At 70.6% G+C, this 17,731-nt stretch carries 17 protein-coding genes; 7 read left to right on the forward strand and 10 right to left on the reverse strand.

The genetic code is table 11. From position 1 onward, the window contains the following. Positions 1-217: 217 nt before the first annotated feature. Positions 218-1,498 carry an extracellular solute-binding protein gene (locus ACX9GQ_RS00150; RefSeq protein WP_459627499.1) on the reverse strand — a complete coding sequence of 427 codons (1,281 nt, stop codon included), beginning with the start codon at positions 1,496-1,498 and terminating at the stop codon, positions 218-220. A 54-nt stretch (positions 1,499-1,552) separates the two neighbouring features. After that, positions 1,553-2,419, reverse strand: coding sequence for a protein phosphatase 2C domain-containing protein (locus tag ACX9GQ_RS00155; protein ID WP_459627989.1), 867 nt, complete (start codon positions 2,417-2,419; stop codon positions 1,553-1,555). Positions 2,420-2,593: 174 nt separating this feature from the next. On the opposite strand from ACX9GQ_RS00155, the gene ACX9GQ_RS00160 reads away from it, so the two are divergent. Then, positions 2,594-3,772 (forward strand): ABC transporter substrate-binding protein, encoded by a 1,179-nt coding sequence (locus tag ACX9GQ_RS00160; protein WP_459627500.1) that lies wholly within the window; start codon positions 2,594-2,596, stop codon positions 3,770-3,772. An 81-nt stretch (positions 3,773-3,853) separates the two neighbouring features. Here the strand turns inward: ACX9GQ_RS00160 and serA are convergent, their stop codons facing one another. Further along, the gene (gene serA / locus ACX9GQ_RS00165; RefSeq protein ID WP_459627501.1) at positions 3,854-5,092 is read right to left on the reverse strand and encodes a phosphoglycerate dehydrogenase; all 1,239 of its coding nucleotides are present in this window, start codon (positions 5,090-5,092) and stop codon (positions 3,854-3,856) included. A gap of 162 nt (positions 5,093-5,254) precedes the next feature. Here serA and ACX9GQ_RS00170 point away from each other — a divergent pair, with 162 nt between their 5' ends. After that, positions 5,255-5,452, forward strand: a complete 198-nt coding sequence (locus tag ACX9GQ_RS00170; protein ID WP_459627502.1) for a hypothetical protein — start codon at positions 5,255-5,257, stop codon at positions 5,450-5,452. Between the two features lie 54 nt (positions 5,453-5,506). Here the strand turns inward: ACX9GQ_RS00170 and ACX9GQ_RS00175 are convergent, their stop codons facing one another. Continuing rightward, positions 5,507-6,592, reverse strand: a complete 1,086-nt coding sequence (locus ACX9GQ_RS00175; RefSeq protein WP_459627503.1) for a D-TA family PLP-dependent enzyme — start codon at positions 6,590-6,592, stop codon at positions 5,507-5,509. Between the two features lie 143 nt (positions 6,593-6,735). Here ACX9GQ_RS00175 and ACX9GQ_RS00180 point away from each other — a divergent pair, with 143 nt between their 5' ends. After that, a complete protein-coding gene (locus ACX9GQ_RS00180; protein WP_459627504.1) occupies positions 6,736-7,782 on the forward strand; it encodes a Gfo/Idh/MocA family protein in 1,047 nt (348 codons plus the stop codon). Positions 7,783-7,793: 11 nt separating this feature from the next. Continuing rightward, complete coding sequence (locus ACX9GQ_RS00185) at positions 7,794-8,723, forward strand: FkbM family methyltransferase (RefSeq protein WP_459627505.1); 930 nt, start codon at positions 7,794-7,796, stop codon at positions 8,721-8,723. Positions 8,724-8,729: 6 nt separating this feature from the next. On the opposite strand, the gene ACX9GQ_RS00190 is transcribed toward ACX9GQ_RS00185, so the two are convergent. The 3 genes from ACX9GQ_RS00190 to ACX9GQ_RS00200 are packed head-to-tail and all read right to left on the reverse strand — an operon-like array spanning position 8,730 to position 11,527. Beyond that, positions 8,730-10,154, reverse strand: a complete 1,425-nt coding sequence (locus tag ACX9GQ_RS00190; protein WP_459627506.1) for an ATP-binding protein — start codon at positions 10,152-10,154, stop codon at positions 8,730-8,732. A 1-nt stretch (position 10,155) separates the two neighbouring features. Further along, complete coding sequence (locus tag ACX9GQ_RS00195) at positions 10,156-10,815, reverse strand: response regulator transcription factor (RefSeq protein WP_459627507.1); 660 nt, start codon at positions 10,813-10,815, stop codon at positions 10,156-10,158. Between the two features lie 4 nt (positions 10,816-10,819). Next, on the reverse strand, positions 10,820-11,527 hold the full coding sequence (locus ACX9GQ_RS00200) for a PepSY domain-containing protein (RefSeq protein ID WP_459627508.1): 708 nt from the start codon (positions 11,525-11,527) through the stop codon (positions 10,820-10,822). Between the two features lie 509 nt (positions 11,528-12,036). Here ACX9GQ_RS00200 and ACX9GQ_RS00205 point away from each other — a divergent pair. Next, a complete protein-coding gene (locus ACX9GQ_RS00205; protein WP_459627509.1) occupies positions 12,037-12,210 on the forward strand; it encodes a hypothetical protein in 174 nt (57 codons plus the stop codon). Positions 12,211-12,286: 76 nt separating this feature from the next. On the opposite strand, the gene ACX9GQ_RS00210 is transcribed toward ACX9GQ_RS00205, so the two are convergent. Then, positions 12,287-12,979: a cyclic nucleotide-binding domain-containing protein gene (locus ACX9GQ_RS00210; RefSeq protein WP_459627510.1), complete on the reverse strand. Its 693-nt coding sequence runs from the start codon at positions 12,977-12,979 to the stop codon at positions 12,287-12,289. A 339-nt stretch (positions 12,980-13,318) separates the two neighbouring features. Between ACX9GQ_RS00210 and ACX9GQ_RS00215 the strand changes: the two genes are divergently transcribed. Beyond that, a complete protein-coding gene (locus ACX9GQ_RS00215) occupies positions 13,319-14,257 on the forward strand; it encodes a ring-cleaving dioxygenase (RefSeq protein WP_459627511.1) in 939 nt (312 codons plus the stop codon). A 3-nt stretch (positions 14,258-14,260) separates the two neighbouring features. Here ACX9GQ_RS00215 and ACX9GQ_RS00220 read toward each other — a convergent pair whose 3' ends face one another. Together ACX9GQ_RS00220 and ACX9GQ_RS00225 are read right to left on the reverse strand one after the other, a co-directional pair. Beyond that, positions 14,261-15,721: an aldo/keto reductase gene (locus ACX9GQ_RS00220; protein ID WP_459627512.1), complete on the reverse strand. Its 1,461-nt coding sequence runs from the start codon at positions 15,719-15,721 to the stop codon at positions 14,261-14,263. A 74-nt stretch (positions 15,722-15,795) separates the two neighbouring features. After that, on the reverse strand, positions 15,796-16,485 hold the full coding sequence (locus tag ACX9GQ_RS00225) for a GntR family transcriptional regulator (RefSeq protein WP_459627513.1): 690 nt from the start codon (positions 16,483-16,485) through the stop codon (positions 15,796-15,798). A gap of 245 nt (positions 16,486-16,730) precedes the next feature. On the opposite strand from ACX9GQ_RS00225, the gene ACX9GQ_RS00230 reads away from it, so the two are divergent. After that, on the forward strand, positions 16,731-17,717 hold the full coding sequence (locus ACX9GQ_RS00230) for an ABC transporter ATP-binding protein (RefSeq protein WP_459627514.1): 987 nt from the start codon (positions 16,731-16,733) through the stop codon (positions 17,715-17,717). Positions 17,718-17,731 lie beyond the last annotated feature (14 nt).

The following is a 17,731-nucleotide window of genomic DNA, read 5'->3' on the forward strand; positions in this document are numbered from 1 at the left end:
CGGCCTTCGTTCCTCGCGGTTGTTCCCGGTGTCGCAGAGACCCCACCCCTGACCCCTCCCCACAAGGGGAGGAGGGGAAACGCAGCGGCGGGCTTCACCAAACCGTCGTCCCGCACGGAGCGGACGGGGCGCGATGGGCTGGCGTGCTGCCGTCACCCCTCCCCCTCGTGGGGAGGGGATGGGGGTGGGGGCGGTGCGAGCCGCCCGATGTCGGCCGTCACTTCTTGAACGGCGCGTAGTAGGTGGCGATGCCCTTGGTGATCTCGGCGCCCACCTCGGCCGGAGTGGCCTTGCCGGCGAGCATCTTCTGCACGCCCGACTGCAGCAGCACCGAGCCCGACGGCTCCTGGTAGCGGAAGTGAACCGCCATCATGTAGGACATCGACGACTTGTTGAGGTCGGCGACCTTCTTGATCAGCGGGTCGTTGAAGGTCACGCCCGGGATCGGCGACAGGTTGCCCAGCATGTTCGCGAACTTGTCGCCGAACTCCTTGCTGGCGAAGTAGCGCATCAGCTTGACGCCGTCCTCCTTGTTCGCCGACTTCGCGTTCACCGCGTAGCCGCCGTCGAGGAAGATGCCGACGAGCCGGTCGTCGCCCTTCTTGAGCACCGGCGAGGCGAAGACGTCCATCTTCAGCGCCGGGTTCGACTTGAGGAACGGCGCCAGCTCGAACGAGCCGCCGGCGAACATCGCGGCCGCGCCGGACGAGAAGAGCTGCTGCGAGGACGGGTAGTCGATGCCCGAGAAGCTCGGCGACAGGTAGTCGGCCTTGGCGAGGTCCTGCAGGCGGCCCAGCGCGTCGACGAAGCGCTTGTCGGTGAAGTCGGCCTTGCCGGAAACGATGTCGGCCTCGAACTGCTTGCCGAACTGGCTCGACAGCATGGCGCTGACGAGCGTCTCGTTCTGCCACGCCGTGGCGGTGCCGTTGGCGAAGGGGATGATGCCGGCGGCCTTGAGCTTCTTGCAGACGTCGAGGAGCTCGTCCCACGTCTCGGGGACCTTCACGCCGACCTTGTTGAAGATCTCGGTGTTGTAGATGATCAGCATGGTCTGCGTGGCGAAGGGCACCGCGTAGATCTTGCCGTCGCTGCGCAGGGTCTGGCCCTTCAGCGCCGCCTCGGGCAGCTTGCTGAGGCCGGGCACGTTGCCGTCGTTGAGCTCGAGCAGGTAGCCGGGACGGGCGACCGCCTCGAAGGCGCCGTAGGCGCGCACCATCATGACGTCCGGACCCTTGTCGCCGGCCATCGCCGTGGAGAGCACGGTCGGGTAGTTCTGCGGCTCGAAGGCCTCGAACGTGATCTTGACGTCGGGGTGCTGCTTGTTGAAGTCCTTGAAGAACTCGGCGTAGGCCGCCTTGTCCTCGTTGCGCCAGCTCCAGAAGCGCAGTTCGCCCGACATCGCCGCCAGCGGCCATGCCGTCAGTGAAGCCGCAGCGAGCGCGGCGAGAGCTTTCACGCCCTTCATCGTATCGTCCTCCCCAGGCGATGCGGGCGCCATGCCCGCCTTTCCAAGTGCTAAGGCAAAAAGGCCAGACCGGTCAACGTCTGGCATTCAACTGGTATTATCCTCTGCGTCGATCCGCAGCAGCACGGCGGTGGCATCGTCATGCGTCTTCACGCGCAGCGCGCGGTCGCCGCGCGGGTCGGCGCGCTCGGCCTCTCGCAGCCGCTCCAGCATCGGCGCGAGGCCGACGGCGAGCGCCGTGTCCACGAGATCCTCCGCATCGTGCAACTCGAAGTGGTCGACCAGCCGGAAGAACCCGTCGGTGGCCAGCAGGAGGATGTCCCCGGGCGCGGCGGGCACCTCGATCGTCGTCACCAGCCCGGCCCACGGCCGGCGCGGATGGACGACGCGGTAGCCGCCGGGGACGTTGGCCATGCGCCGGTTCTCGCGAATCTGGACGCGCAGCGCCGGCCATGGATCCTCATCGGGCCGCTCGCGCAGGGCCCGGCGCAGCGCGTCGAGAGTCCGCTCGCCGAAGGCCTCGACCGCAGGATCCGAGAGCACGCTGACGCGGCCTCGAGCCGAACGGTGCAGCAGCGAGACGTCGCCGATGCAGGACAGGGAAAGGCCGGTTCCTGCCAGTTGCGCGAGGCCGAGGCAGCCCGTGGGGAGGTCGGGCGCATCGACCCGAAGCCCGGGGTCGAGGGCCGCATCGAAGCGCTCAGCAACGGCCCTTTCCGTTTCGTGCAGCAGCTGCGGGAGCGACGGCCTTGCCGGGGCGAGGTCGTGAAGCACCTGCGACAGGGACATGGCCAGCCAGGCTGCGCCGCTGGGCGCAAGGATGTCGGGCCCCAGCGTCACGCCGGTCGCGCCGTCGATGACCCACGCGGCATGGTCCGTGGCGCCGTAGGCGTCCTCGTTCGGCGGCTTGGGCCCGTGGGTGAGGTGGTCGAGAAGCGAGAAGCGCAGGCCCATGGCGTCCACGCTAGCCTCGCCCGGTCGGGACGGGCAAGCCGCGTCGCCATGGCGAAGCCTGCCACCCCCGCTCTATATGAGGAAAGGGCCGGGTTGACCGGTCGCCGACGCGGCCCCTAGGCTGTGCGGATAAGAATGCGTTGTTCGCACAGCGAACGAAACGGGAGGTGGACCATGATGAGACGCACTGTGCTGGCTGCCCTGGCCGTGACGGCGCTGGCGGCCGGGCTCACGCCGGCGAGCGCGCAGGACACCGTGAAGGTCGGACTGATCCTGCCGATGACCGGCGCGTCGAGCACGACGGGCAAGCAGGCAGAGGCCGCCGTCCGTCTGTTCCAGCAGCTCAACGGCACCTCGGTGGCGGGCAAGAAGGTCGAGGTCATCCTCAAGGACGACACCGGCGTCGCCGATACAACGAAGCGCCTCGCGCAGGAGCTGATCGTCAACGACAAGGTCAACGTGCTGATGGGCTTCGGCCTCACGCCGCTGGCGCTCGCCGTGGCGCCCCTCGCCACGCAGGCGAAGGTGCCGCAGATCGTGACCGCCGCGGCGACGGCCATCATCACCGAGCAGTCGCCCTACATCGTGCGCACCAGCTTCACCCTGCCGCAGGCGACCGTGCCGATGGCCGAATGGGCGAGCAAGAACGGCGTGAAGAAGGTCGTCACGCTCGTCACCGACTACGGCCCCGGCATCGACGCCGAGAAGGCCTTCGCCGAGCGCTTCGCCAAGGACGGCGGAACGGTCGTGGAGAGCCTGAGGGTGCCGTTGCGCAACCCGGACTTCTCGCCGTTCCTGCAGCGCGTCGCCGACGCCAAGCCGGATGCCGTGTTCGTGTTCGTGCCGTCCGGCTTCGGCCAGACCTTCATGAAGCAGTTTGCCGAGCGCGGGCTCGACAAGAGCGGCGTGCGCCTGCTGGCGACCGGCGACGTGACGGACGACGACCAGCTCAACGAGATGGGCGACACGGCGGTCGGCGTCATCAACACGCACCACTACTCGGCGGCGCATCCATCGGCGGAGAACAAGGCGTTCGTCGAGGCCTTCCGCAAGGCCAACAACGGCATGCGCCCGAACTTCATGGCCGTGGGCGCCTATGACGGCATGGCCCTGCTCTACAAGGCGCTCGAGAAGACCAAGGGCAACGCCGATGGAACGGCCCTCGTCGACGCCATGAAGGGGATGAGCTGGACCAGCGTGCGCGGCCCGGTGACGATCGACCCCGAGACGCGCGACATCATCCAGGACATCTACATCCGCAAGGTCGAGAAGGTGAACGGCGAGCTCTTCAACGTCGAGTTCGCCAAGATCGAGCAGGTCAAGGACCCGGTGAAGGCGGCGAAGAAGCCGTAAATCCCGATTGTGCTGCGCACCAGGAGCGCGTCGCCGCGAGGCGGCGCGCTTCTTCGTTCCAGTCGGTCGGCTCCGCGCAGCTCAGCCGCGCAGCAGGCGGGCCCGCAGGGTGCCGGGGAGCTTGCGGATCTCCTCGACCATGGCGGCGCCATCGACGATGCCGTCGGTTTCCACCACGACGTAACCGACGTCGCCGTCGGTCTGGTAGTACTGCGCCGCGATGTTGGCGCCGTGGGCGGCGAAGAGGTCGTTGAGCTGGCCGAGCATGCCGGGCGCGTTGCGCTGCACCTGGAGGAAGCGCATGCCGGTCGAGCGCGACGGCAGCTGGACCTGCGGGAAGTTGACCGCGCCGACCGTCGAGCCGACGTCGGAATACTCGACGAGCTTGCGGGCCACCTCGGCGCCGATGCGCTCCTGCGCCTCCTCGGTGGAGCCGCCGACGTGCGGCGTGAGGATGACGTTGTCGAGGCCCTGCAGCGGCGTGACGAAGGGTTCGCCGTTCGCGGAAGGCTCGACCGGAAAGACGTCCACCGCGGCGCCGCGCAGGCGGCCCGAGCGGAGCGCGTCGGCCAGCGCATCGAGATCGACGACGGTGCCGCGCGCGTTGTTGATGAGGTAGGCGCCCTTCTTCATCGCCGCGATCTCGGCGCGGCCGATCATGCCGGCGGTGGCCGGGGTCTCCGGCACGTGCAGGCTGACGACGTCGCTCACCGCGAGCAGCGCCTCGAGGCTCTCCATCGGCTCGGTGTTGCCGTGGCGCAGCTTGTCGGTGAGGTCGAAGAACACGACGCGCATGCCCATCGCCTCGGCCAGCGTCGACAACTGGCTGCCGATGTTGCCGTAGCCGACGATGCCCAGCGTCTTGCCGCGGACCTCGAGGCTGTCCTTCGCCGACTTGTCCCACTCCCCGGCATGGGCTGCCACCGAGCGTGGGAACGTGCGCCGCAGCAGCATGACGATCTCGCCGATTACCAGCTCCGCCACCGACCGGGTGTTGGAGAACGGCGCGTTGAACACGGGGATGCCGCGCACGCGGGCGGCGTCGAGGTCGACCTGGTTGGTGCCGACGCTGAAGCAGCCGACGGCGATGAGCCGGTCGGCGGCTGCGAAGACGGGCGCCCGCAGGTCCGTGCGCGAGCGGATGCCGAGGATGTGGACGCCCTGCAGGGCCTCGACGAGGGCCTGCCCGTCCAGGGCCTTCGGCAGCCGGGTCAGGTTCGTGTAGCCGGCGTTGCGGAAGAGCTCGACGGCGCTGTCGTTGACGCCCTCCAGCAGGAGGACGCGGATCTTGTCCTTCGACAGTGACAGACGCTCGCTCATGAGGCGCTCCGGCGGGTCGGCCGCGCGGCGGCGGCAGGGCGGGCAGCATGTACGGGACGGCGGGGCGCGACGCAACCGTCCGCAGGGCTACCGTCCGGTTTCCTCCTGATTGCAGGCCCTTGCGGGCTGGCGTATCGGTCGTCGATCAGGAGAACGCCCCCGATGAAGCAGCACCCATCCGGACGTCCGCTGCCGCGCCGCAAGCAGGGCGTGTCCTCGGCGATGCGCTGGCCGCGCGAGGGCTTTCTCAATCCGCGCCTGGAGCCGGACACCCGCCTCGCCGGCGGCTTCGGCTTCCGCATGCCCGAACCGGCCGAGCACGACCTGCATCACGTCGCCTGGACAGGTCGGCGTCGCTGACGCGGCCTCCGGCCCGGATGCCCGGCCGCCGGGCGGCGGGGTTCCGGTCGTTCCTCAGCGCACGGTGCCCCGGGCGGCAATCGGCCACTCCCCGACGATCTCGTCGCCCCGCACCGCCACCACGCGGTCGTGCAGGTTGACGCACGCGCAGGCGTGGTTCGGCACAATGCGGACGACATCGCCCACCTTCGGCCGGTCGTTGCAGGCGGACAGGTCGAGGAATCCGTGCTCCTCGGCGAAGCGCGCGATCTGAGCCTGCGGATGCTCGAGGATCAGTCCGAACCCGTCGAGGCCGCCCGTGTCGCTCGAGAGGGTCTTGGACCCGGCGTCGAGGATGCCCCGCTCGGGCGTGGCCCGGCTGACCACCGTCGCATGGACCGTGAGCGCGCAGTCGGCGAGGGATGCGGCGCCCGCGGCCATCATCATGCGGTCGTTGTAGATCGACGTGCCGGCGCGGTGCTCGGTGAATCCCTGCACCTTGCCGAGGTTCATGAGGTTCGGCGTGCCGCCGGACGAGCGGATGACGGGGTCGAGCCCCGCCTCCCGGACTCCGGCCACGGCTTCGTCGAGGAAGCGCTGTGTCGGCGGGTGGTCCGCCGCGGGCGGGTAGAACAGGAAACCCGCGAAGCGCAATCCGGGCCGCGCGGCGATGTCGCGGGCAAGCGCGACCGCCTCGGCGGGCGTGACGACGCCGGCGCGCTCCCGCCCCGTGTCGCACTCGACGACCACGGGCAGGTCGCGGCCGGCCGCGAGCCCGGCGGCCGGCAGGCCGGCGACCACGGTGGGGTTGTCGGCCGCCACCGTGACGTCGATGCGCCGCAGCAGTGCCCCGAGCCGCGCGATCTTCTCCTCGCCGAGGATGTTGTAGCTGATGAGGATGTCGCCGATCCCGCCGTCGGCCATGACCTCCGCCTCGCCGACCTTCTGACAGACGATGCCTCGGGCGCCGGCCTCCAGCTGCAGCCTGGCGAGGGCGGGAATCTTGTGGGTTTTCACATGCGGCCGGTTGGCGAGGCCCGCCGCGTCGCAGAGAGCCTGCGTACGGGCGATGTTGCGCTCCACCACGTCGAGGTCGATCACGAGCGTCGGCGTGCCGAACTCCCGGGCGATGCGGGTCTTCAGGGAGGCATGGTCGGTCATGGGCTGTCCAGCGGATGAAGACCCCAGACTAGGCGATGTGCGGCGCCGGCGAAACGCCCCGCAGGCCGCGCCGTGAAGCGGGGATGGCGCGCCACGCGCCGGCGGGGCAGACTGCGGGCCCCGTCTCCGGAACCCGTCCTCCCATGCCTGCTCCCGCATCCCCCCGCCGCCGTGTCGCCATCATCGGCCTCGGCATGGCCCACAAGCCGCATCTCGCAGGTCTCCGCGACCTCGCCGACCGCTGCGAGATCGCCGCCTGCTTCGCGCCGAGCGCCGAGAGGCGCGCCGCCTTCGCGGCGTCGAACCCCGACCTGACGGTGGTGAACAGCCTCGAGGCGCTGCTCGACGACCGCTCGATCGAGGCCGTGCTCGTGCTCACGCCGCCCAACACGCATCTCGATCTCGTCCGTCGCTGCGCCGCCGCCGGCAAGCACGTGCTGCTGGAGAAGCCGATCGAGATCAGCGTGGAGCGCGCGACCGAGACGGTCGAGACGATGGAGGAGGCCGGCCGTCGCCTCGGCATCATGCTGCAGTTCCGCTTTCGCGAATCCTCGCGCCGGCTGCGGGAGATCCTGGCGGGCGGCGAACTGGGCGAGGTGATCTCCGCATCGGCGTCGGTGCGCTGGTGGCGGACGCCGGAGTACTATGCGGTTCCGGGGCGCGGCATGAAGGCGCGCGACGGCGGCGGCGTGCTGATCACGCAGGCGATCCACACGCTCGACCTGTTCCAGCACCTTGCCGGTCCGGTCGTGCGCGTGTCGGCGATGGCCGTGACGTCCCCTCTTCGCAGGATCGACACCGAGGACATCGCCGCCGCGGCGGTCGGCTTCGCCAACGGCGCCATCGGCACGATCGACGCGACGACCGTGGCCTATCCCGGTTTCCCGGAGACGATCGAGATCGCCTGCCGCAACGGCACGGCGCGCTGGACCGCGAACGGGCTCGACGTCTACTGGCAGGACGGCCGGCACGAGCGCATGACCAGCGATCAGGGCGGCGGCGGCGGCGCCGACCCGATGGCCTTCTCGCACGAGGCGCACAAGGCGGTCACTGCCGACTTTCTCGCCGCGCTGGACGAGGGACGCGAACCCGCCATCTCCGGCCGCGAGGCGCTGCGCGTGCACCGGCTGATCCAGGCTATGCTCGACTCCGCCGCCTCGCACCGCGAGGTCGCGGTGCCGGCCGGCTGAGGACCGCGCCGGTGGCGCTGGATCTCTCCTACGCACAGAACCTCGAGGACGTGCACATCGACCTCGCCTTCGCGGGCCAGCGCGAGGGGTTCTACATCGACATCGGCGCGGGACACCCCGTGGCGGACAACGTCACCGTCTCCGCATATCTGCGCGGCTGGCGGGGCGTGGTCGTCGAGCCGCAGGAGCGGCTTGCCGCGCTCTATCCTCGCCTGCGCCCGCGCGACACCGTTCTCTCCTGCCTGGTCGGCCGGGAGACGGGCGAGGCCGCCTTCCACGAGGTGGAGACGCTGCACGGCTTCTCGACGATGATCGAGCAGCATGCGCAGGCGGCGGGAACGTTCGGCGCCAGCTACGCGACGCGGCGCGTGGCGGTGATGACCCTGCGGGACATCTGCGAGCAGCATGCCCCGCCGGTGATCGACCTCCTCAAGATCGACGTCGAAGGGGCCGAGGCGGACGTGCTGGCCGGCGGCGACTGGGTCCGCTTCCGGCCGCGCCTCGTCGTCGCCGAGGCGCTGGCCCCAGGGACCGGCGAGCCGGCCTGGGAGGCGTGGGAGGGATTCCTGCTCGAACGCGGCTACCGGCTGGCGCTGTTCGACGGCCTCAACCGGTTCTACGCCGCGGCAGAGGAGCCGGGCCTCGCGGAGCGGCTGGCTGAGGCACCCGTGCCCTGGGACAGCGTCGTGCATCTTTATCAGTTCGGGCGGGCTGACTCATCGGCGAACCATCCGGACCACGCGCTGGCACGGGACCTCGCGCGCGGTCTGTGGGCGATGCTGCCGCACCTCGATCCCGACCTCGTGCGCAGGCTCCTCGCCGCGTCCGGGGGCGCGCAGGCCGGAGGCTGGACGGGAGCGAGCGACGCGGATCGCATTCGGCTCGGTCGCATCGCGATGGGCTACGACGGCGGCCAGCTCTTCGACGAGCCGGACGCCTGAACGGCGTCAGGAGCGGGACGGCTGCGGCGTCCGTGGCCTCGCGGTCACAGGGTCGGATCGGGCGGGCGCGATCACGGCGCCCGGCACGATGAAGCTGGCGACACAGCCACCGGTCGCGCCCGGTTCCAGCGTCAGGCGGCTGGCATAGGCTCCGAGCACGTCGGACACGATGGAGAGACCGAGGCCGGAGCCGTCGCCGTCCTCGTTGGCGCGCTCTCCCCTCTTAAGGAGGTCGGTGCCGGCGCTCGGCAGGCCCGGGCCGTCGTCGACCACCCGGATGACGAGTCCCGCCGGCACGGGCTCGGCCCGGATCTCGATCCGGGAAATCGCCCACTTGCGGGCGTTGTCCAGAAGGTTGCCGAGGACTTCGCCGAAATCGTCGGCATCCATGGCGCAGTGGGCGCCCGCCGGGACGCTGTTCACCCAGGCGAGTTCCTCGCCGCGCGGCATGCGCTTCATCAGCCGCAGCAGCCGGTCGACGGTGCCGGCCACGTCCGTGTGGAGGCCTGCCGCCGTGGGCGTGCCGTGGGTGCGGGCGCGTGCCAGCTCGCGCTCGATGTGGCGGCGCATCAGCGCGATCTGCTCGCGCAGGGTGGCGGCGGCCGTCGCCATGCCGGCCTCCTCGAGGCGGCGGGCCTCGCCGGACATGATGGTGAGGGGCGTCTTCAGGCCGTGGGCGAGGTCGCCCGCCCGCTCGCGGGCCTTGGTGACGAGTTCCTGCTGCCGGTCGAGGAGGGCGTTGAGATCGTCAGCGAGCGGAGCGACCTCGTCGGGGAACCGCCCCTCCAGACGCGGCGAGGCGCCGCTGTGGACAGCGTTGAGCCGCTGTCGAAGGGTCCGGAGCGGCATCAGCCCCACGCCGGCCTGGACCCATGCGCCCACCAGCAGAAGCGCGCCGAGGACGCCGAGCGCCACGGCCATGTCGCGCGCGAAGGAGCGCCGCAGGCCTTCGATCTCGGCGTGATCCACGGCCACCTGCAGCCGCCACGGGCGTCTGTCGTTGGCCCCCGGCAGCATGACGTCGCGCTCCATGACGTAGAGCGTCGACTGGCCCGGTCCTTCTCGCTCGATCGCCTCCTCGGCCGCCGGCGCGCCCGGGCCGCCCCCCGGCACGGCATCGTCCCAGAGGGAGCGCGACCGCAGGACGGGGTTTCCGTCCGCGTCGGCGACCTGCCAGTAGGCGCCGCTGTAGGGCGTCTGGTAGCGCGGATCGGAGAGCACGCGGCCGACGTGCGGCTCGCCCCGGTCGTCGACGGCGAAGGCGGCCGCCAACTCGATGAGCTTGATGTCGAGTTCCTGCTCTAGGCGCTGGCTCAGGTGGCGCTCGAAGATGACGGCGAGGGTGAAGCCCGCTGCCGTCAGGGCCGTGACGATGGAGAGCGCCGCCAGCAGCAGCACCCGGACCCGCAGCGATTTCGCCTGCTGGCCCACATCAGCCCTCGACGATGTAGCCATAGCCGCGGCGCGTCACGATCGCTTCGGCGCCGATCTTTCGGCGGATGCGCTTGACCAGCGCCTCGATGGCGTTGCTGTCGGGTTCCTGCTCGCTGGAGTAGATGTGCTCCTCGAGTTCCACCTGGGAGACCATCCGGCCCTTGTTGTGCACGAGATAGCGCAGGAGCCGGTACTCGAGCGGCGACAGTTCCACGCCGTTGCCGTCGAGGGTCACGCTCATGCGCCGCGTGTCGACCCGGATCGCCCCGGCTTCCAGCACGTGCGAGGGGTGACGGGCCGCGCTGCGCCGCAGGATGGCGCCGAGCCGCGCCATGAGTTCCTCGGCATGGAAGGGCTTGGGAAGGTAGTCGTCGGCGCCGGCATCGATCCCCTCGACCCGCTCCATCCAGGAGCCGCGGGCCGTGAGCATCAGGATGGGCGTCGGCACTCCGGCCCGGCGCAACCGCCGCGCGACGGAGATGCCGTCGAGCTTGGGCAGGCCGAGGTCGAGCACGATGGCGTCGAACTCCTCGGTCTCGCCGCGGAACCAGCCTTCCTCTCCGTCGCTCGCCGTCTCGACGACGTAGCCGGCACGAGACAGGCAGTCGCTCAGTTCCGCGACGATGCGGGTCTCGTCCTCGATGAGAAGAATGCGCAAGGGGTCACCTCACGTCGATGACGCGGTTTCGCCGCGCGTCGACGATGACCTCGCGGTACCAGCCGTCGCGCGCCAGCACCGTCACGTTGTACGTCATTCCGGTTGACGATTTGCCGACCTTCACGTCGAGAATGTCGCCGGGCATGGCCTGGCGGACCGTCCCGATCACCCGGTCGAACGGCACGGCTTGTCCCCGGGCGACCGCATCGCGCGCGATGTCCTGGTCGCCGCGCCCTGACTCGCGGTTGCGGTCCTCGCGGCCGCCGCGGTCCTGGCGTCCCCGGGCCGCGTCGCGTCCCCCGTCGCGCCGTCCCTCGTTCCCGCCGAAGAGAGAGCCGAAGAAGTTGGAGAGGCCGTTGCCCTCGCCGCCGCGGCCGCGTCCGTCGGATCCGCGCCCGCGTCCGCCGCCGTCGTCCGAGCCGCGCCCGCGTCCGCCGCCGTCGTCCGAGCCGCGCCCCCTGCCGCCGCCGTCGTCCGACCCGCCGGAGGAACCGCCCGAGCCACCCGAAGAGCCGCCGGAGCCGCCGGACGACCCACCGGAGTCGCCGCCGCCACCTCCACCGCCGCCGCCACCACCGCCCCCGCCGCTGTCTCCGTCCTTCGCCAGGACGGGAGCCGGCGCGAGCACGGTGCACAGCGTCGCCGCCGCGCCGATCAGGGACGCGGAGACGCACAGGCTGCGGGCAAGGGCGGACGGGCTGCGCATGGTCATCCGTCAAATTATCCGAAGATGCCTGACAAAACGCTGACGTATCCCGTCAGGCCCGTGGCGGACGGCCCTCCTTATACCATCGACATCGGCTCGAGCCGACGTGCATCGAGAGGGAGTTTCTCATGGTGATGAATTTGAGGGTTCTGCTGACGACGTCGGCTTGCGCGGTTGCGCTGGGACTTGCTGCGGCAGGCCCTGCCGCGGCGCGGTCCGTCGAGGACGCCGGCGTCGCTTCGGTGACGAAGGCCGCTTCATCCGCCTCGGCGGGATCCATCGTGGTCGCGAAGGGTGGCGATGGCGGTGGATCGGGCGGCGGCGGTGGCGGCGGCGGTGGTGGCGGCGGCGGGTCCGGGTCTTCCGGCTCGTCCGGCGGTTCGGATGACGGCGGCGGTCGCGGCCGCGGTTCTGACGACGGCGGCGGCCGGGGGCGCGGGTCGGACGACGGCGCCGGCCATGGCCGTGGACGGGGAGCGGACGACGGCCCCGGGCACGTGCGCGGAGGCCACGGTATGGACGACGGGGCCGGTCATGACCGCGGCCAGCACCAGAACCGGACGAGGAGCCGGACGCGTGGCGCCGACGACGGCATGGTGCGCACCCCGACCTCGACAGCGACCACCGGAACCGACATCCGTCGCGAGGATCGTCGCCTCGACCGTCGCCAGGATCGCCGCCAGCCCTGAAGTCCAGCGTCACGGGTTGAGGCCGGAGGCCGGGCGGCAGCGCCCGGCCTCTCTCGTTCGGGCGCTTGCCCGGACCTCAGTGCGCGTCGATGAGCTGCGTGGGACGTGCCACGCGACGCAGGGCGTCCGGGTCCGTCACCGCGATGACCGCACCCCGGAAGCTGACACCGTGGGGCTCCAGGGAGGCGATGGTCCGCGACAGGTTCTCGGGGGTCATGCCGAGAAGGGCCGCCAGCGTCCGCTTGCGGAAGGGCAGGCGGATCGGATCGGAGCCGGCAGACATGACGTGGGCATGCAGCACCCAGTTCGCTAGCCGCTCCGTGGAGTTGCGCAGCTTCTGATTGTTGATCTCCCGCACGAGCATCCGGTTGATCTGTGCGATCTCCAGTACCATCGCGTGGCAGAAGCCGTGGTCGCTGGCCAGCGCCTCACGCACGGCGGCGGCCGGCATCATCACGGCGCGGCACGTGCCGATGGTGCGTGCCTGCGATAGGGTGGGCTGGTCGGTCAGCACGGCCGAGGTGGTGAACGGCTGGCCAGGGGGCACGATGCAGATGGCGCCCTCGCTGTTGCCGTGGCTGGCGGCGAGTTCGACCGATCCCTCGAGCAGCAGGAAGAGGAAGTCCGGCTGCTGACCCTGTTCAAGCAGAATCACGCCGGCCGGAAAGGTCTGGATGAACGACACGGCCATGAGGCGGCCGAACGTGTCGTTCGACATCGCCCTGAAGAGGGGGATGCCGCGGGTCATCTGCATGTCTTCGGTGCGCATCGCGCTGCTCTCCACGGTGCCTCGGGCGGCGCTCCTGTGGAAGGGCCGCGGTCGACGCTGTCTGGCGGGATGATGAGAAGGCCGGCCTCAAGCGGAAGCAGCGGCGTGGGGCGCGAGCGGCGTTGGTCGCGATGCAACCTCTCTACCGTGTTCGGCGAGGCTGCACTATTCGATGGACCACTTACGCCTCAACGAATGGGGCAAGTCAATACGACGAATGGACTTTCATCCCTTTTGGGAAACGCGATGATGAATTCGGGGCCCGTGATGCGACGGCTCCGCATGGCGCCGGCGCCGCTGGAGCCCTATGTCCGGGAACAAAAGCGCGGAGATTCGCCCATGGACCTCACAGGCCTCCACCACCTCACCGCCGTTTCGGCCGACGCCCGCGGCAACCACGCCTTCTACACCCGGGTGCTCGGCATGAAGCTGGTGAAGCGCACGGTGAACCAGGACGACGTCAGCGCCTACCACCTCTTCTACGGCGACGGCATGGCCTCGCCGGGCAGCGACATCACCTTCTTCGAGTGGCCGGTGGGCCGGGAGCAGCGGGGGACGAATTCGGTCACCCGCACGGCGCTGCGCGTCGGCTCCGCGGCCTCGCTGGAATGGTGGGCGAAGCACCTGGCGCAGCACGGCCGCACGCATGGCGGCGTGCGGGAACGCGCGGGTCGCGCGACCCTGGAGTTCGAGGATCCAGAGGGCCAGAGGCTGGCCCTCGTCGACGATGGCGGCGTGGGCGCCGCGCACCCCGTCGCCGAGAGCCCGGTGCCTCCCGAGCACCAGATCAGGGGGCTGGGGCCGGTGACGCTGACGGTCGCGGACGCGCGGCGAACCGACCTGGTGCTCACGCGGATTCTCGGCATGCGGCCCGCCCGCCACCACAAGGACGGCAACCGCGACGTGCTCGTCTACCAGATGGGGGAGGGCGGCGCCCACGCCGAGGTGCACGTGACGGAGCGCAGCGACCTCCCCGTGGCGCGGCAGGGCGCGGGTGCCGTGCATCACGTCGCGTTCCGGATGCCGGACGCGGACTACGAGGCCTGGACGGAGAGGCTGAAGCAGATCGGCGTGCCGTCGAGCGGCCCCGTGGACCGCTACTACTTCCGCAGCCTCTACTTCCGGGAGCCCAACGGCATCCTGTTCGAGCTGGCCACCGACGGCCCGGGCTTCGACGTCGACGAGCCGATGGCCGACCTCGGCCGCCGGCTGGCGCTGCCGCCGTTCCTCGAGGGCCGCCGCACGGCGATCGAGGCAGGCCTGAAGCCGATCGACTAAGTCTCAGCCGACCACGGCCTCGGCCTCGATCTCGACCTCGTAGTCGCCGATGAGGTCGCCGGCCTCGACCATGGTGTTGGCGGGCCGGATGTCGCCGAAGTAGAGCCCGTGCGCACGCGCGACGGGCTCCCACTTCGTGACGTCGCGCACGTAGATGCGCGTGCGCACCACGTCCGCGAGGCTGCCCCCGAGCGCGGCGATGCTGGCGGCGATCTTGTCGAGGACGTAGACCGTCTGCCCGCCGGGATCGCCCGGACAGACGATCTCGCCGGCCCCGTGGGTCGCCGTCGTGCCGCTCACGTAGATGCGGTCGCCGACGCGCACGGCGCGCGAGTAGCCGCACAGCGGCTCCCAGATGCTGCCGCTGTCGACGCGCAGGCGTCCGGGCCTGCCCTCGACCGGCACGGCCTTGAAGAACTTCGGCACGCTGTCGAGGTGATGGCTGAGGTCGCCCGACGCCGTGAGGAACGGCGGCTTGCGGTACTCGTCGCCGCAGTCGCCCGGCAGCGGACGCGAGCGGGAGAATGCCTCGTCGAGGTGCGCCCGGTCGGCGTCGTCGAGGCGGATGTCGAAGGCCTTGAGGTTGTCGGCGCGGTGCTCGCGCTCGCCGAGCCGGGCCCCGATGATGACGGCGGCCACGGCCGGGTGGTCGAGCACCCACCGCGTCGCGACGTTGGGGATCGACGCGCCGTGGCGGCGGGCCACCGCGTCGAGCGCCGCGAGGATGCGCTGGAGCGCGTCCCACCCGCCGATGGCGTCCACGAAGCGCTTGTATTTCATCTTGCTCCAGTCGCCGATCGCGTCCGGCTCCGGAGCGCCCAGCCAGCGGCCGGACACGAGGCCGCCGCCAAGCGTGCCGTAGGCGAGGAGCCTGACACCGTTCTCGAGGCAGAAGGCGCTCATCTCGCCCGCGGCCCGGCGATCCAGCACGGAGAAGCTGACCTGGTTGGAGGCGACGGGGATGCCGTGCTTCACGAGGACCCGCAGGTGCGCGGTGTCGAAGTTGGTCACCCCGAGATGGCCGATGATGCCTTCCTCGCGCAGCTTCGCGAGGCCCTTCATCGCGTCGAGGTAGCCGGGGTGCTCGAACGTCCACCAGTGGAACTGCATCAGGTCGATGCGGTCGAGGCCCATCCTGTCCAGACTGCGGCGGACCCCGTCGCGAACGACGTCCTCCGTCATCGGGCCGGGCTTCGGGCACCACTTGGTGAAGGCGGTCGCCCGCGGGGCCTCTCCGGCGCGGCCCTTCGCGAGCAGGCGGCCGGCAATGATCTCGGCGCTGCCGTAGTGATCGGCCATGTCGAAGGTGTCGAAGCCCGCGGCCGCGTAGGCGGAGAGTTCCGCCGCGCCGGCGTCCGGATCGATCGTCTGCCCCCCTCGCTCGATGTCGGCGACCTGCCACAGGCCGGTCACGAGGCGGCTGATCTCGAGCCCCGGCGCGAGTTCGGTGCGGGGCGGTCTCATGGTGGACATCTGCGGGATTCCCGGAGGCTGGACGGACGGCGACTATAGCCGAGCGACCCGCCGCCGCCAGCGTCTCACGCGCGCAGCACGCTCGCGAGATCGACTGCGCCCGTGGCGCTCCCGTCGAGGTCGATATCGTGCTCGACGTGCGAGAGGTGATGCTCCATCAGCGAGGCGGCGCGGTCCCCGTCGCCACGCTCCAGGGCCTCTACCAGTGCCTCGTGCTCCTGCGTTCCGCACTGCGAGGCGCGGGTCGTGCCGTAGAGTGCGATGACCAGCGCGGAGCGCGAGATCAGCTCGCGCAGGAAGCCGGCCAGCACGTCCTGACCGGCGATCTCGGCGATCCGCATGTGGAAATCGCCCGAGAGGCGGATGGCGGCCGAGCGGTCACCGCGGCGAAGCGCCGCGTCCTCGTCCGCTAGGTGCCGGCGCAAGATGGCGAGGTCGGCCGGAGTGCGCAGCCGGGCCGCATCCCGCACGAGGGCCTTCTCGACCACGCGGCGGGCGTGGAAGACCTGCCGCGCCTCCAGCGGAGAGGGGGAGGCGACGGCGGCGCCCTTGTTCGGGCGGATCGTGACGATGGCGTCGCGCGCCAGCATCCGCAGCGCGGCGCGCACGATGGTGCGGCTGACACCGAACGTGGCGCCGAGGTCGTCCTCGCCGAGCCGGGTGCCGGGCGGGAGACGGTGCTCGACGACGGCGCGCACGATGGCGTCGGCGATCTCCAACGCGCGATCGGCCTTGCCCCCTTCGGTCTCGCCCATGGCCGTCGCACTCCCCGTCGCGGTTGTCAGGATGCCACGAACTGTGTGCGATCCGGTGGCCATATTGTATACGATCCATCGCCTCGATCGTATCCAAGTGCACGCTTCTTGGGCATCCGCTGGAGCTGGGCCGGAAGGTCCGTCGGCTGCAAGCCCTTGAATCCCATCGCGGCGCTGTAAAAACGTCGCACGCGGCGGCTCTGGCACGGCCCTTGAAGAGCGTCCTCCGGACCATGGAGTGACGCGTGAAGGGCTCTGCTCTCGAACTGGTCAAGGTCACCAAGCGGTACGGCGCCACCACGGCCGTCGACGCCATCGACCTCAGGGTGCCGGCAGGCACCTATTGCTGCCTGCTCGGGCCCTCCGGCTGCGGGAAGACGTCGACGCTGCGCATGATCGCCGGCCACGAGGCGGTGAGCGGCGGCGACGTGATCATCGGCGCCTCGAACGTCACGGACCTGCCGCCGGCGGCGCGCGGCACGGCGATGATGTTCCAGAGCTACGCGCTGTTCCCGCATCTCGACTGCGTCGAGAACGTCGCCTTCTCGCTGAAGATGAAAGGCGTCGACAAGGCGACGCGTCGCCAGCGGGCGATGGAGCTGCTGACGCTCGTCGCCATGGAGCCCTACGCGGAGAGGCTTCCCGCACAACTCTCCGGCGGCCAGCAGCAGCGCGTGGCGCTGGCGCGCGCGCTGATTACCGAGCCGCAGATCCTGCTCCTCGACGAGCCGCTCTCGGCCCTCGACCCGTTCCTGCGCGTCAAGATGCGGGCGGAACTCAAGGCCATGCAGAAGCAGCTCGGCATCACCTTCGTCCACGTCACCCACGGGCAGGACGAGGCGATGGCGCTCGCCGACCTGATCGTGGTGATGAACCGCGGCCTCATCGAGCAGGCGGGCTCGCCGCGCGACGTCTTCAACCATCCGCGCACGGCCTTCGTGGCGCGCTTCATCGGCGGCCACAACGTCATCGAGACGGATGCGGGGCCAATCGCGGTGCGCGCGGACCGGATCCGGCTGAAGCGCGGCCCCGGCGGCCTCGTCGCGGCCCGCGTCCGCGACGTCGAGTACCAGGGAACCTTCGTGCAGGTCGGCCTCGAGGCCGCCCAGTGCAGGGACATGACGGCCCAGGTGAGCGAGGCGGCGTTCGACGCCGAACCGCTCCAGCCCGGCGACGCGGTCGCCGTGAGCTGGGCCGACAGCGACATCCATCGTCTAACCCCCGCCGCCTGACGCGACGGGCCAAC

The sequence above is a fragment of the Alsobacter sp. R-9 genome (genome assembly GCF_054612375.1).